Consider the following 15,064-nt stretch of genomic DNA (forward strand, 5'->3'; position numbering starts at 1 on the left):
TACGGTATGTTTTTTTTATTAGAACTGAAGATTGACACCAAACTGATAAGTCACATTGGCCGGGCCATTACCGTCCCTGACCCTGGATACAGCATACTCGGGATCATAACCTGGGTAATTGGTGAATACAAAAGGATTTAGAACATTGGCGTAAACACGCAAACGTTTAATCCCTGCCCTGTCGAAAACAGCGTTTTGATGGAAGGTATACCCCAACACAATGTTTTTCACTTTAACAAACGATGCATCCTGGTAGTAGGCAGTATTGCCGTTAAAGTTGCTGTTGTTCGCATTCTTGAAGATCGGGTACTTCGCATTGACATTTTCTTTGGTATTGGTTGTCCAACCCACATTAGTCGCATAGCCGTTGGCATCCAGTACAAAATTATTCCAGTCAATAACCGGTACACCCGCTGGCATATAATAATCATAGCTGGCGAGTTTTACAGTACTCCGACTGCCCTGGTCCAGGTAGATATGGGAGAAGTCGTCGTCGATCAACATGCCTTGCTTGGTAATGATGTTAAACGAGAAGTCCCAGTTCTTAAACTTCATATTGGAGCTCATTCCTCCGGTCCAACTGGGATCTGGATTTCCCAGGATAACTTTATCGTCAGCGGTTAACTTACCGTCTCCGTTCGTGTCGATGGTGTGTGCCTCCCCGGGAAGTGCCGTATGATTATCATAAACGGTTTTACCGGAATCATAGTCAGCCTGGCTCCAGACACCCTGAACGCGGTAATCATAGATCACATTGATCGGCTCCCCGATAAAGCGCTTTTCTCCAACCACATCTACTTTCCTTCCATACAAAGACACAATGGCATTCTTGTTTTTGGCGAAGGTAAAACTGGTGGTCCATGAAAAGTTCTTGGTTTGCACGTTGACAGTGTTCAGCGCTACCTCGATCCCTTTGTTGCTGACCGAACCAATATTATCGCTCATGCTTGCCACGCCACTTTCAACGGCCAGTTTCCGGCTCATTAACAATCCGTCGGACAGCTTGTCATAAACGTCCACTGAACCGTTTATCCGTTGATTAAAGAAACCAAAATCAAGCCCAAGGTCTGCCTCCCGTGTCTTTTCCCATGTAAGACTCTGATTTACAGGACTTCCAGGAGCAAAACCGGTCCACACGTCACCTCCAAAGTTATAGAGTACTGTACTGCCTACATCAGGACCTGCCTGGGTGGCATAAGCTCCTACTCCGTTGTTGTTCCCCGAGTGACCATAACTGAAACGCAGTTTCAGGTTGGATAACCAGTCGGCCTGCAGAAAGGATTCTTCCGATGCACGCCACGCAACCGCAGCGGATGGGAATGAGGCCCATCTGTCCGCCAACTTGGAGCTACCATCATAACGCATTGATGCAGTCAGTAGGTATTTACCCTTGTAGTCATAGTTCAATCGGGCCATGTAAGAGACCAGAGAAGTCTCCGAATAGGAAGATGAACTGTTCGCCGGGTTAAAATCACCACTAAAAAGGTTATACCAATCTGAGTCATAAGGCATACCCTTGGAATCTACCTTTAATCTTTCGGTACGGGTAGAATAGGTACTGAAAAGACCTGTTGCGGTTATGTGGTGGACATCATTGATATCTTTTTTATAGGTGAGCACATTGTCCCATGAGTAATCAAAGGATTCCGTGTTGTCAGAACTTGCTTCCCGCGTCGGCCTGGGAATTCCTCCATAATAGGTATCCTGGATGATACCATTAAAAACACCTTTTCTATTTCGGTAAAACCGTGGAGCAAGCGTGGACCGGAGGGTCAAACCATCAACAGGACTTACCTCCATGTAGGCCGAAGCTAGCACGTCATAACGCCTCGTCTCGTTCTTACCAGCCGCAACTTCCGCCAACGGGCTAAGCGTTCCGGTTTGGCCACGGTCCGAATTAAGGGCAGGATCGGCACCCGGCTGTGCAATGATACTTCCATCTGGCGCATACGCGTTCCAGTACGGTGCCATCTTGTTCAGTTCATTATAAGCATTTGGATAACCTTCGTCATAAGTAGTTTGAGACAGGTTAATCGTGGCCCCCATCTGGAAATGTTTCGATGGCTTGTGGTTCACACTGACATTGAGGTTATAGCGGTCCAGGTATTCCTGCTGGAAATTACCAGCCTCATTCTGATAGCCCATCCCCACGTTGTAAGTCAGATTGTTAGCCGATCCAGACATATTGAGGTAATGGTTCTGCTGGTGACCTGTTCGGGTCAACAGGCCAAACCAATCCGTGTAGTCCTGCGTGTAGAGCTTGTTGGCAACCGTATAAGCACCGGAACCATCGTTCCTGGCTGCAAGTGGCCCTGGCTTACTACCTTCCGGAAGTTCCCAGTGACCTGTATTCTGGTTAAAAGTATAGTAATCCATCACCCGGTAATCGGCAAACTGCCGGGCACTCATAAAATCTGGCAAACGGGCAATCTCGCGGATACCATAATAGCCGTCATAAGAAATATGCAATTTGCCACCTTTCGTATTTTCGGCATTCTTGGTGGTGATAATAACAACACCATTGGAACCCCTGGATCCATATATGGCGGTCGAGGAAGCATCCTTCAAGATATCAACCTTGACAATATCCTGGGGGTTCAAAAAATCAATATCCCCAGTAACAATCCCGTCAACAACGTATAGCGGGTTACCCGATTGCAGCGAATTCTGGCCCCTGATCTGAATACTCAGGCCACCACCCGGCTTGACCGAGGTCTGAGTGATATCAACACCCGGAACCTTCCCCTGGATACCTTCCAAAACGGTGGTCGTCCCTTTACTGACAATATCGCTCGCACTTACGGAGCCTACTGCTCCCGTTAGGTCCGACTTCTTCACCGAACCATAACCTACCGCTACAACTTCATCAAGCCCGATAGCTTGTTCAACCATTTTCACATTAATGGTAGTCCTACCGGCTACGGGTATTTCCTGCGTTTTCATACCCACAAAGGAAAATACAAGCGTGGCATCACTAGGCACATTTGAAAGCGAATATTTACCATTGGCATCAGTAATTATTCCATTCTGTGTCCCTTTCTCCACTACAGTTACGCCTGGAAGCGAAACTCCCGAAGCATCTGTAACCTCCCCCGATACCGTGAGCTTCTGCTGCGCATAAACAGGCGTCAGACATTGCACGACAATCGTCAGGAATAATAAGGAAGAGAATCTCATGAGTCGAGTTCTCATCGCGATCAATCTTTGTCTGGATTGATTCTTCTCTTTTGTCATTTTCATAGGTACTAAAATTTGGATTTGAATTAGGCGAAGCACATACAACCATGAGTTAACATGATTCTTTATATTCATTTTCAATGATTAAAAAAAGACTCCATTTTCCATCGATTATTTTGTTAGGTTTAATACTGAACACTAAACTCCCAAGAATAAAATACTTTCAAACACTAAGAATGTCAAAATCAACAAATAAAACGAAGCTTTCAGCACATCTTTGTTGTTCCCCAACAGCAAATACGAAATGCAAACCATTAACATTCGTAATTTTTCAATACATTTTCACAACCCAAATGTAAGATTTTAGTAAATTTTAACAAAAAATATTTATTTATTTTTTACTTTGATGTAAATTGCTTTCGGTTTTGTTAATAATTTCAAATAGTTTTGCATAGAATTTAGCAAACATAAAAAAGATTTACCTATGTCGAATCGCTCATCTAACACAATCTATTCTACTCTGTATCTACATACTACACTTAAACATAAAAACAAAATTGTAGGGACTCGCATCAATAAATCAGTAAGTAAAAACAAAAAACAAACAAATAATTATTCTTTCGTTTACCTGAATATTTTATTCGAATATTATTATTTGCGTTCTATTAACTCGCTCAGCTTAATCGGGGCATACTTGTCTGATTTATTGGGGTGTTATTAATCCAAATGAAATACCTTCACTACCATACAGTTTAAGTTAAGGGAGCAAATAATGAGTTTTCATATGAAAAAGAAAATAAGTAATTGACTCAGAGCGACGTAAGAAAAAAAATAGCAAGAGAATGAAACTTAAAAATTTACTGCCAAATCAACGGCGCGAGAAAATATTGGAACTTTTGAGAGAAGACGGTTCGGCTAAAGTTGCCTCTTTGTCCGCATTATTTAAAGTTACTGAGGTAACCATCCGACAGGATCTCGAGAAACTTGAGAAAGACGGCTTCGTTGAACGGGAACACGGTGGTGCCTTTCTGAAGAATGTTGAGGACCAGGTACGAAACTTCTCGCTTGTCCACCAGGAGAATATGGACAAGAAAGCATTGATTGCCGAAAAATGTCTGGAATTTATCGAAAGTGGAGATACGATTATCCTCGATTGTGGCTCCACAACCACTGAAATAGCAAAAAGGTTAAAAGGATTGAAGAATATAACCGTTATTACAAACGCATTGAATATTGCACTTATCCTCGGGACAGAACCTGGAATTGATACAATTCTTACCGGCGGTGAGTTTAAAGCCCCAACTTTATCATTGACAGGGCAAAAAGCGGCAGATTCTTTTAACGGGTTAAATGTCCACAAATTATTTTTGGCAACTGCAGGAATTTCTTTAAAAGCAGGCCTCACCTATCCCAGTATCAGTGACATTGTTGTTAAAAAAGCAATGATTGAAGCCGCCGATACGACATATCTTGTTGCAGACTCAACTAAAATAGGCAAAAAAGCACTAGCAAGCCTGGGGGCATTGACCATTGTTGACTACATTATTACTGACGAAAGCATTAAAAACAAACACCGACAAGTATTTGAAGAACACGAGATAGAATTGATTATTGCACAAAAAGACAAAACAACTAAAGAATTTATAAAAGCAAAAACCGACACGAGTAATGTTCTCTAAACCTGGCATAACCCGTCACATTAAATTACTTTCGAAAACCAATTGCAAAAAGATGGACTTTCCTCCCATACGGAAAAAATTAATTTAATCAACAACCTTAATACCGTAATCAGGGTTCTTGTTTGCCAACCTTTTTTGCAACAAGTCTGATTTTACCAACGAATTTTAGGAACCCACAAAGTCACGCCCCGGACTTGTGCTGCCTTTACAGCTGATTCGGAGCCTTCCTTTAGCTATTCTTCCAGACATTTGGTCGACAAATCCGGAGCTTGCTTTGTGCTTGAAGTAACCTGACACAATCAGTCAATTGACTCCTTTCACCTCCCCCTGGAGGCATTCAACCGACCCTGATTGGTGGAACAATCAGGTCAACATTCTCCAACACGATTTTCATATTCAGCGAGTCCCAATTGATGGCAACTCCCTGACATTTCATCCATTTAGAATACAGAGTTTAAAAAAGTAAAAAGAAAACTAAACTAAACTGACAATTACGGGATCAATTTCATTGTCACCCCAGTTTATGGAAGTCGTATTCTTAATTGAACAAATTACAGAGGAACTTGCTGAAAATGTAAACAATAGTAAAAATGTTCGACGAAAGATTTTTTGCTATTCTCAACAGAATATCAAAAAAGCCTTTTGAACACCAACATCAAAACGATTACGCAATAATAATCTTAATGTCATTGTCTTGGAGCATTTTACTGTCTGCTTCCCTGATTTTTGAATCGGTTATCAGGAAATCAATTAAAGAAAGAGCACCAAGACTGGCAAAAGCGCTTTTCCCAATCTTACTGGAGTCGGCAACCAGGTAAACTTCATTGGCTGACTCGATCATGGCGCGCTTAACAACAATATCACTGATACTGGGATAAGTAAGGCCGGATTTCAATGTGATTCCGGCAGTGGCCAGGAAAAGTTTATCCACATGAAGCCCATCAAAAAAATCGGCAGCTTTCTGACCGGTTAATGAAAGCGTAGGTGCCTTGAACTCTCCTCCGGTTACCACCAGATTAATCTCAGGAACCCCCCCAAGTATCAGGGCAATATTCAGGGAATTGGTAATAACCGTCAGGTTCTTAAAGTTGTTGATTAATTTGGCAATTTCAGTGGTTGTTGATCCAGAATCCAGAATAATGGTGTCGCCATCATTGATATACTCCAACGCCTTGCGACCAATGATAGCTTTTTCCAACAGATTATCCTGATTTAGTAAAGCAATGTTCTTTACATTTAATCCAATATTTTTGAGGTACGCCCCACCATGCTCCCGTTCTACAAAACCGTCTTTCTCCAGTTTCTCGAGATCCTGTCGAATGGTTACCTCTGTGACTTTAAATATCTTACTAAGCTGCACGACCTTGGCATGCCCGTCTTCTCTGATTAGGTCCAGGATTTTCTCCCGTCGTTGTTGTGGTAGCATTATTTTGTGTATAGGTTGAACGTTCTTCTAATAACAATTTATCTGAATTCTTTTCTTCGCCCTGCTAATTACACCCCACACGACCAAACACAAATAATAAAAAGCAGAAACGAAGACAAACGAAATTTAAATCTTTCTCAAACTAAATCTTTCAAAAAATAGTACATATCTTTGGACTCTGATTGAACCCGGAAAATCTACGCTATCATGAAAGTAATCTTTTTCTTGAGTATTATCGCATTTTTATTTACTCAATGCGATACATCAAAAAAAACAAAAAATAAGGAGAACACCAATCAAAAACCTTATTCATTATTGATGGCTGAATCAGTGATGAACAACAATCCTAAGGCGTGGACGGTGGACTACCAGTCGAAACCCAACTGGGGATATGTTCAGGGCTTGGTTTGCAAGGCACTCCTCCAGGAATCGAAGGAGACCGGTAATCCAAAATATTTCAATTATGTGAAAAACACTTATGCGGATGTACTAATCGATTCGACAGGAAACATTCTGGGGTATAAAAAGAAGGATTTTAAGCTCGATGATATTAATTCAGGAAAAATCCTTTTTGCGCTCTACAAAAAGACCGGGGATAAGCGCTACAAAAAAGCCATTGAAACTCTTCGGGACCAGCTTCGGGAGCAACCCAGAATACCACAGGGAGGATTTTGGCACAAAAAGATTTACACCAACCAAATGTGGTTGGATGGTCTCTACATGGAGGCTCCGTTTTATGCTCAATATATTGCTACTTTCGGCAATCCGTCAAATTTTGACGATGTCACCAATCAATTTTTATTGGTTGAAAAACACCTAAAGGATCCAAAAACCGGGCTCTATTATCATGGATGGGATGAAAGTAAAAGTGTTTTCTGGGCCGACCCGAAGACCGGACTTTCCAAGAGTTTTTGGGGAAGAGGTATAGGCTGGTTATATATGGCCACCATCGATGTGCTCGATTTTTTGCCAAAAAATCACAAGGACTATAACAAACTTGTTAATATGTTCAAAAATCTGACAGACGCCATTATTCACTATCAGCAGAAAGATTCCGGTGTTTGGTACCAGGTGATGAACATGCCAGCCCGCAAGGGCAACTATCTGGAATCGACCTGCTCTACCATGTTTACCTATGGAATGATTAAAGGAATTGAAACCGGAATTTTAGATAGTAGTTATAGTAAGCCGGCCATGAAAGCTTATAACGGGATTTTAGCCACTTTCGTAAAAACCGATAAAAATGGGAATCTTGAAATTACCTCAGGTTGTTCCGGTGCCGGATTGGGACCTGCAGGAAATACCCGACGCGATGGAACTTTTAAATACTACATCAGTGAACCGGTCCGATCAAATGACGGCAAAGCCATTGGTCCTTTTATTATGGAAAGTCTATTGATTGAGAGCAATCCTGTTTTACGGACGATGGTCAAATAATTTTGAGTCGTTCAGATGCGATTTACAAAATTCGAATTACAAATTTTAACCATAAAAGCTCTTTAAGATGAAATTCAGAATCGAAAACTGGAGTAAATATGGATTATTCTTCCTGGGAATAATCTCTTTGAGCCTTTTGAGCTGTTCTTCCAAAAAGAACAACAATTCATCTGGTCATGCAGTAAAACCAAGGGTCATTGTGAGTTCAGATATTGGTGGTACTGATCCGGATGATTTTCAATCCATGATTCATTTTCTGATGTATGCGAATGAATTTCAGGTGGATGGAATTATCGCCTCACCTTACGGCAAAGGTCGAAAAACAAATATCTTACATATCATCGATTTGTATGCAAAAGACTACCCTAAATTGAAAAAACATGGCGATTTTCCTTCCCCTAACCAATTGCGTTTGGTCGCGAAACAGGGAGCTACGGATGGAAATCCGGCTAAAGGATGGGGAGAACCTTCCGAAGGTTCAAAATGGATCATAAAACAAGCGAAATCAGATAATCCTCAACCTTTGTGGATACTTTGTTGGGGCGGACTGGACGATGTGGCACAGGCTCTGCATGATGCCCCGTCGATAGCCTCAAAAATACGGGTTTACTGGATTGGTGGACCTAATAAAAAATGGAGTGTAAGTCCTTACCAATACATCGCCCGAAATTTTCCCAATTTGTGGATGATCGAAAATAACTCTACCTATCGGGGGTGGATTATTGACAAAAGCGCTAATCCTGACCTTAAACCAAAGCCATTTTACGAAAAATACATAAAAGGGAAAGGAGCGCTCGGGAGTGATTTTGGCAATTATTACGGTGGAGCAATAAAAATGGGAGACTCGCCCTCGGTTGCCTACCTGTTGAACGGAGACCCGGATAACCCGGCAGGGCAAAGTTGGGGAGGCAGTTTTACAAAGCTTCCGTATAGTGCATTTCGAAATTACAACCGGAATACAACAACTACGGATACGGTTCCGACTTACAGCGTTGTGACCTGGACATTTGACTCGAAAGAAAATATCGCTGCCAGTGAGAATCCGGAAATATGGATGGAAATTGATGGACAGCGTATTAATGGATTTTACGCTGGCAATGGTGTTTTTAAAGTGCGTTTTGTACCCAAACGAATTGGCAACTGGAAATACACCGTGAATTGCTCTGCGAAAAGTTTACAGGGGCAAACCGGTGAATTCGTCAGTGCAAATCCGTGGCCGGGAGCAGAGAATCCAGATAACGCCAAATTAAACAACTGGTGGAGCGATCGAACAGATAAAGACCTGTACGTCGGACAATACCAGGGAGCGGAAACAATAGCCAAGTGGCGTAAGGATTTCCTGATGGACTGGGCAAAAAGATTCGAATGGATTGCAAACTAAAATTGGAATAGTCTGCGGGCTCTGAAACTCAAATAGTTTCAGAGCCCGCAGGTTATCATCAATCATTATCAGTAAAGTTACAGCACGTTTTCCAACTTGCTCAAGAAGGTTTTTCAAAAAAAAACGATTTTTAACTCTCACCATTTCTCCCATTCTCACCTTCTCCTCAACACTAACTGTCGGGAGCCTTTTCACTTTAACCTTTGCCTGAGCCTCTGCCTTCGCCTTTCACCATTTCTCCCATTCTCATCTTCACCCTTTCTCTAATTCCCCACGTGCCTGCAGGCCGTTGCCTAACCAGGTAAAAAAAGCCGGGAAGTCAACAACCTTCGGCACCGCACAAAGCCGGCCCGGCCTGTTCGTTCATGTCACCTCATCATTGTCATTCCCTCACAGTCCGCACCCGCTTTCTTTTCCGTCGCATTCCCGCTTCGTTCAACCCCCGGCTATACATGAAGCTGCCATCCGTGTTAATCCGTGAAACGAATCCGTGTGCATCAGTGGACATAATTCGCGTAATTCATGTGGGTAGTCCTTGTACGCTGCCTTAATTCGTGAAATTCGCATTTATACAGAAATAGCCATCTCACACTCGCACGCCGGCTGTTATTTGAGTCACACTTTTCGTGTGGCCACCGCCAATCCTATTACAGCACTTTGCCTTTCGGTAATTAGAGGTTTCAGTACGTTTAGCTGAATGCCATTTCGTCCATCTATTACGTAGTCTTAGGAGCGTAGTCAAAAAGCTGTAGCCATCCCGGGTGTCCCAACAAAAAGACCGCTGCCCCCATAGCGCCCCTGGCAGCGTTGCGCCCCAAATAACACCCTGCCCACCAACTGAATTTACATAACATGTAGTTCATAGGAACAACCCCCACAGCCCAACCGTGGGCCTGATTGTCCTATAACCTAATTATGTAAATCAGTAAGCCCCAACCACACCACCATTCCATAGCATCGTCATCCGTCCGCGTAAATCCGTGTCAATCAGTGGCCTCCAATTCTCCCACTCTCCCATTCTCCTTTTTTGCCTTCGCCTGAGCCTTGGCCTTGGTCTGAGCCTCTGCCTTCGCCTTCCACCATTTCTCCCATTCTCATCTTCACCCTTTCTCCAATTCCCCCAGTGCCTGCAGGCCGTTGCCTCACCTGGCAAAAAAAGCCGGGAAGTCAACAACCTTCGGCACCCCGCAAAGCCGGTCCGGCCTGTTCGGTCATGACGCCTTCACGTTGTCATTCGGTCACAGCCCGCACCCGCTTTCTTTCCTATCGCACATTCACTCCGTTCAACGCCAGACTGCATAGGAACCCCACTCCGTGCTAATCCGTGAAATAAATCCGTGTCTATCCGCGCCATCCAATTCGTGTAATTCGTGCGCGTCAGCCTTGCGCGTTCGGTAATTCGTGTAATTAGTGTGTCCAAGAAAAAAGCCACCCAAGTTAGGCGGGTGGCGACATAAGCACACTTATTCACCAGGCAAGGTCAAGCCCTTCGGGTTTTGGAAAAAATCTCCATCCTCCTTCGTCGAATTGTATTTTTGCCAAAAACCTTGCCTTCAGCCGGCCCGCCTGTTGGCTGGCTTTCTTTTTTCTTTTTCGGTTTCTGTTTTTCTTTGAGAAAATAATTACGGTCTAAAGTCTGTAATCTATTGTCTTAAAACTTAATTCTTAACACTTAAAACTTTGGATCAAAAAAGACCTCCCTTTCGGAAGGCCTTTCCACACAAACCTCACACACGGTCACCATCCGGTGACTTCTTTCTCCACTTGCCCCTGACAAGCCTGCTCAACGTCAGAGAAACAACAAAACTCACCACCGCGCCGACAGCAGCTAAAAGCGCCGTTTCCAGTAAATCCTGCCCCGTCAGGTTCACCAGGGTACTCAGCAGCGTTCCGCCTAACGTACCGGCGCGGGTCCCACCATCAACAGCCGTCATGCTCACGGCACCTCATCGCTTCCGGACTCTTCGTCCTCCACAGCCACCTGGCTCACAGCGCCGGCGACGGTGCCGGCTACCGTCAGGTATCCAGCCAGTGTCGTAACAGCTGCGGGCAAGGCAACCGGAGCAGCCAGTAAAGTTCCCCCAACAGCCGCCAGGGCGAGCCCGATAGTTCGTAATACCCGGAAAAATTTCGGGGTGCGTGCTTTAGCTCTTTTAATTAAATTCATGTCCAACCATTTTGGAATTACGTGTAATGTGAAGAAGAACTTCTTCATCTCTTCGAATAGCCGGCAATACATGATTCAGTAATCGTTGATTCGCCGGCCTTGATTGAGTCCCGTAGCCGGGCCCAATAGTTTGGTCACCGGTGCAATGCATCCAAACAACTCGCGCAGGGCATCATTGGCCGGGTGAAACAGAATCCAGGTGCGCCCGGGAACTTTCAAAACCTGTAAGTGCCAACCCCGTTTTTCCGTGTAACGTGCCTTCAGGTGATAACACCCTTCCGGGATACAGGAAATCCTTTTTTGATTGGCCCGCCAGGGTAGTTCAATGGTGTGGCAGATTACCTTCCCCCGGCAATAAACCACACCATTCGTTCCACTGGGGAAATAACTCCGGTAGAGCTCCAGGTCCACTACGGCAGATCAACCGCGACAATGGCCATGGCATTCAAAGCACCACTCTTCAGCGGATAAGCCTCACCATTGACCATCTGGAAGAACTCGATGGAGAAGGCCAGGAAAATCGGCGACGGACTCGCAGCTTCAATCTGCACCTCCAGCGATTGAGCCTCGTGTTCCACACTGTCAATTTCCACAAAATCGCTCACAGCCATTTTGGTAGAAAAAGATTCCCCCTCAAAGTCAACCGTTGCCCCCAAAGCACCAAAGCGGAGATGGGTAGCATCCTGCACCATCGCCAAATCGGTCGTGGGTACCAGTGCCGGCAGCGACACCTCCAACGCGCCGGTTGCCCGGTCAACGGCCGTGGCAAAAGGAACATAAATCGTTCCTGCCAGCTGGGCGCCTGCGTTGAATTCAAACCCTTTCAGCAAAGCCGGGTTCCCGTCGCTCACGGTACGCTCACCGCGGGCGTTGGTCGCATCGGCCTGGATAACCTTCAGCATCTGCGTGGTCAACCGGTTCGAAACCCGGTTATCAGCGGCATGCACCATCAGCTGCCGCAGCGCGTTCCGGAGCAGCTTACTCGCTTTCCCGGCCCGGCCAAACTCCGACCCGTTTTCACGCGTCCTCACAAACGCCGGGTCATTCTTGATGCGGTCACCATCGACGCCGCCTTTCGTACGGGCATAATACTCTCCGCCGCTCTTGTAGAAGGAAAGATCACCAATCGCTCCTTCTAACTTAATCAACCCCTTTTGTCTTGCCATAACGCATAGATTTTGGTTACTTCCAGCAAGTTACCGTAACAGCTGCGCCATCGCAAAAACCACCTTCCGCCAAAGGTCAAAACGGGTCATTTGTCCCTAAATGTCTGTCAGGATGGAAGATTATTATTAAATTTCTTATGAATATTCCGGAAGATACTCCGGAATTTAAGTAAGGATAGAGTATAGATAAAGTACAAATTATGCTGTTGCACCGAACTTGTATTTACCCCAAAGATGTGCAGCGGATAACCGGTAAAAGTGAGCGGTCAGGAAGAAGGCTGCTGACCAAAATCCGTCAGGAGCTGGGAAAAGCTTCCCATCAGTTCATCACTGTTGAGGAGTTCGCTAACTACACCGGTTTGCCGGTTTCCACCATCCGCCAATACCTTGTCGATTAGCCCTAACCGACAACCACAGCACCCCTTTATCACTTTTCCATAAAGTTTAAATCAATTTAATATCAATTAGTTGCAAACAAAATACAAGAATGCTAATTTAGTGGATAGTTGAGGCACATCAATCGCGTTCATTCCATTTCAAAAGAATTGAGAACCACGCAGTGACCTCCACTGAAACCGTTCTGCTAATCCATTGATATCATACAACATACAGCATACGATACAAATCTTGTCACCCCGACAGATTAAAAATCAAAGAGGCTGTCCAAAAAGTAAAATTGGACAGCCTTTGTTTTTGTTGTCCCTTTAAGGTTTGTATCTTAAAGGTGCTAATGACAACACGATCAAACGTACGATTTAAAAGTGTTACTTCCCAACAGTCCGTACTGTTTCCGGGTAACCTAAGCGATAAAATAGCGGCTAATCACCCGGTTCGTCTGGTTAATCAGGTTGTTGACCAGTTAAACATAGACGATATTTTATCGACGTATAAAGGCGGCGGAACAAGTTCGTATCATCCTCGGGTAATGATTAAGATACTGTTTTACAGTTATCTGAACAATATCTATTCCTGCCGGAAAATAGAACGGCAACTTCAGGAAAATATCCATTACATGTGGCTTTCGGGTGAAGCAACGCCTAATTTCAGGACCATTAACAATTTCCGAAGTCAGAAATTAAAAAATAAAATCCATCAGTTGTTTGCCTCGATGGTTCGGTTGATGAACGAAATGGGGTACGTTAGCCTGGATGTACAATACATTGACGGGACAAAAATCGAAGCAACGTCAAATCGCTATACGTTTGTTTGGCGTGGCTCGGTTGAAAAATACAAGGATAAGCTTGAAGCCAAAATCGAAAAGGTATTAAAAGAGATTCAGGCAAGCATTGAAGTGGACTCAGCTTCCCCTGAAGAAGACAACCTGCCACAGCCGATTGATTCCGAACTGTTACAAAAGAAAATCAACCAGTTAAATGAACAACTCTCAAAACTGAACAGGAAACAGCAAAAACAGTTGAAACAACTGGAATCGGATTCCCTGCCCAAACTGAAAAAATACAAACAGCAACTCGAAACCCTGGGGCAAAGGAACAGCTACTCGAAAACCGATACCGATGCCACCTTCATGCGCATGAAAGAGGATCATATGAAAAACGGGCAGTTAAAGCCTGCTTACAATACTCAAATCAGCACGGAGAACCAGTTTATTACCCATTTTTCACTTCATCAGCGCGCCGGCGATACCAGCACTCTGATACCACACCTTGACTATTTTGAATCACTTTACAACAGGCGATCGTCCACGGTGGTTGCCGACTCAGGCTATGGCAGCGAAGAGAATTACCAACATCTGGAAAATCAGGGCATAAAAGCCTTTGTCAAGTACAACTACTTTCATAAAGAACAAAAAAGAAGTCAAAGGAATAATGCTTTTTTGCCGGCAAACCTGTATTACAATCAGCAAAAGGATTTTTATGTCTGCCCCATGGGACAACGCATCAGTAAGGTGGGGAGTAACAGTCGCAAAACACAGTTGGGATATGAATACCAGGTGAGTATCTACCAGGCACAAAATTGCACGGGATGCCCGCTTCGGGGGCTGTGCTATAAAGCCAGGGGGAACCGAAAGCTCGAAATCAACCACAATCTAACCCGATTACGCCGGTTGGCAAGAGAAAGGTTAACCAGCGAAGAAGGCCTTTACCACCGCAGTATGCGCCCCATCGAACCGGAAGCGGTGTTTGGGCAGCTGAAATCAAACAACAAATTTAACCGGTTTACCCTCAAAGGATTATCCAAGGTGGAAGTAGAGTTTGGGTTAATGGCCATTGGACACAACTTGAGGAAGTTAGTGGCCCTAACTATGTTCAAACATCCGAAAAATTCCGTTCCTTATACAATTATTTTCGTTTTTGCAGTAATATCCTGCAAAAAAGCAGGCCTGGAACAAAGCCTACCAAAAATCAGGAAAATGTTCGGAAGAAACAGGTTAGCTGCTTAAAAAATGAGGCCGCCCTTTTTGGACAGCCCCTTTTTTTTATGTCTACTGTCGTTTTCCTGCCGCCTTCATAAAAAATACTTGCAAGAAAATTTCATTAGCCTGCTACAATGCCCTGCCGCTGCTACCCCGTGAAAGTGATGGCAGGGGTGTTCACAACAATATTTTTATGGCACACTGATCTTTACTTAACATTGCTTACCGTTTCCAATAAAGCTAAGCAGGCAAACCCC

Annotated in this window: 10 protein-coding genes and 1 pseudogene; 5 read left to right on the forward strand and 6 right to left on the reverse strand. The window is 44.2% G+C overall.

Translation table 11 applies throughout. From position 1 onward, the window contains the following. Positions 1 to 18: 18 nt before the first annotated feature. Positions 19 to 3,192 carry a SusC/RagA family TonB-linked outer membrane protein gene (locus AC060N_RS12735; protein ID WP_479524132.1) on the reverse strand — a complete coding sequence of 1,058 codons (3,174 nt, stop codon included), beginning with the start codon at positions 3,190 to 3,192 and terminating at the stop codon, positions 19 to 21. Positions 3,193 to 4,019: 827 nt separating this feature from the next. On the opposite strand from AC060N_RS12735, the gene AC060N_RS12740 reads away from it, so the two are divergent. Continuing rightward, positions 4,020 to 4,856, forward strand: coding sequence for a DeoR/GlpR family DNA-binding transcription regulator (locus AC060N_RS12740; RefSeq protein WP_051539040.1), 837 nt, complete (start codon positions 4,020 to 4,022; stop codon positions 4,854 to 4,856). A gap of 664 nt (positions 4,857 to 5,520) precedes the next feature. On the opposite strand, the gene AC060N_RS12745 is transcribed toward AC060N_RS12740, so the two are convergent. Beyond that, entirely contained in the window at positions 5,521 to 6,282 is a 762-nt protein-coding gene (locus tag AC060N_RS12745) for a DeoR/GlpR family DNA-binding transcription regulator (protein ID WP_479524133.1), read from the reverse strand. Positions 6,283 to 6,600: 318 nt separating this feature from the next. On the opposite strand from AC060N_RS12745, the gene AC060N_RS12750 reads away from it, so the two are divergent. Together AC060N_RS12750 and AC060N_RS12755 are read left to right on the forward strand one after the other, a co-directional pair. Next, positions 6,601 to 7,719: a glycoside hydrolase family 88/105 protein gene (locus tag AC060N_RS12750; RefSeq protein ID WP_479524134.1), complete on the forward strand. Its 1,119-nt coding sequence runs from the start codon at positions 6,601 to 6,603 to the stop codon at positions 7,717 to 7,719. A gap of 67 nt (positions 7,720 to 7,786) precedes the next feature. Then, positions 7,787 to 9,100, forward strand: a complete 1,314-nt coding sequence (locus AC060N_RS12755) for a nucleoside hydrolase-like domain-containing protein (protein ID WP_479524135.1) — start codon at positions 7,787 to 7,789, stop codon at positions 9,098 to 9,100. A 1,727-nt stretch (positions 9,101 to 10,827) separates the two neighbouring features. Here the strand turns inward: AC060N_RS12755 and AC060N_RS12760 are convergent. The 4 genes from AC060N_RS12760 to AC060N_RS12775 form a co-directional block, all read right to left on the reverse strand. Next, a complete protein-coding gene (locus tag AC060N_RS12760) occupies positions 10,828 to 11,040 on the reverse strand; it encodes a hypothetical protein (RefSeq protein ID WP_479524136.1) in 213 nt (70 codons plus the stop codon). Further along, positions 11,037 to 11,267, reverse strand: coding sequence for a hypothetical protein (locus AC060N_RS12765; RefSeq protein WP_479524137.1), 231 nt, complete (start codon positions 11,265 to 11,267; stop codon positions 11,037 to 11,039). Before AC060N_RS12765 ends, AC060N_RS12760 begins: the two co-directional genes overlap by 4 nt. A gap of 75 nt (positions 11,268 to 11,342) precedes the next feature. Further along, a complete protein-coding gene (locus AC060N_RS12770; protein ID WP_479524138.1) occupies positions 11,343 to 11,678 on the reverse strand; it encodes a DUF5675 family protein in 336 nt (111 codons plus the stop codon). Further along, positions 11,678 to 12,433 carry a hypothetical protein gene (locus AC060N_RS12775; RefSeq protein WP_479524139.1) on the reverse strand — a complete coding sequence of 252 codons (756 nt, stop codon included), beginning with the start codon at positions 12,431 to 12,433 and terminating at the stop codon, positions 11,678 to 11,680. The genes AC060N_RS12770 and AC060N_RS12775 overlap by 1 nt, the downstream gene beginning before the upstream one ends. Positions 12,434 to 12,633: 200 nt before the next feature. On the opposite strand from AC060N_RS12775, the gene AC060N_RS12780 reads away from it, so the two are divergent. Together AC060N_RS12780 and AC060N_RS12785 are read left to right on the forward strand one after the other, a co-directional pair. Continuing rightward, the gene (locus tag AC060N_RS12780; protein WP_025865065.1) at positions 12,634 to 12,831 is read left to right on the forward strand and encodes a hypothetical protein; all 198 of its coding nucleotides are present in this window, start codon (positions 12,634 to 12,636) and stop codon (positions 12,829 to 12,831) included. A gap of 332 nt (positions 12,832 to 13,163) precedes the next feature. Continuing rightward, positions 13,164 to 14,684 (forward strand): annotated as a pseudogene (locus AC060N_RS12785) (IS1182 family transposase); the annotation flags it as partial. Positions 14,685 to 15,064 lie beyond the last annotated feature (380 nt).

This window comes from Prolixibacter sp. DSM 2831 (assembly GCF_056493735.1).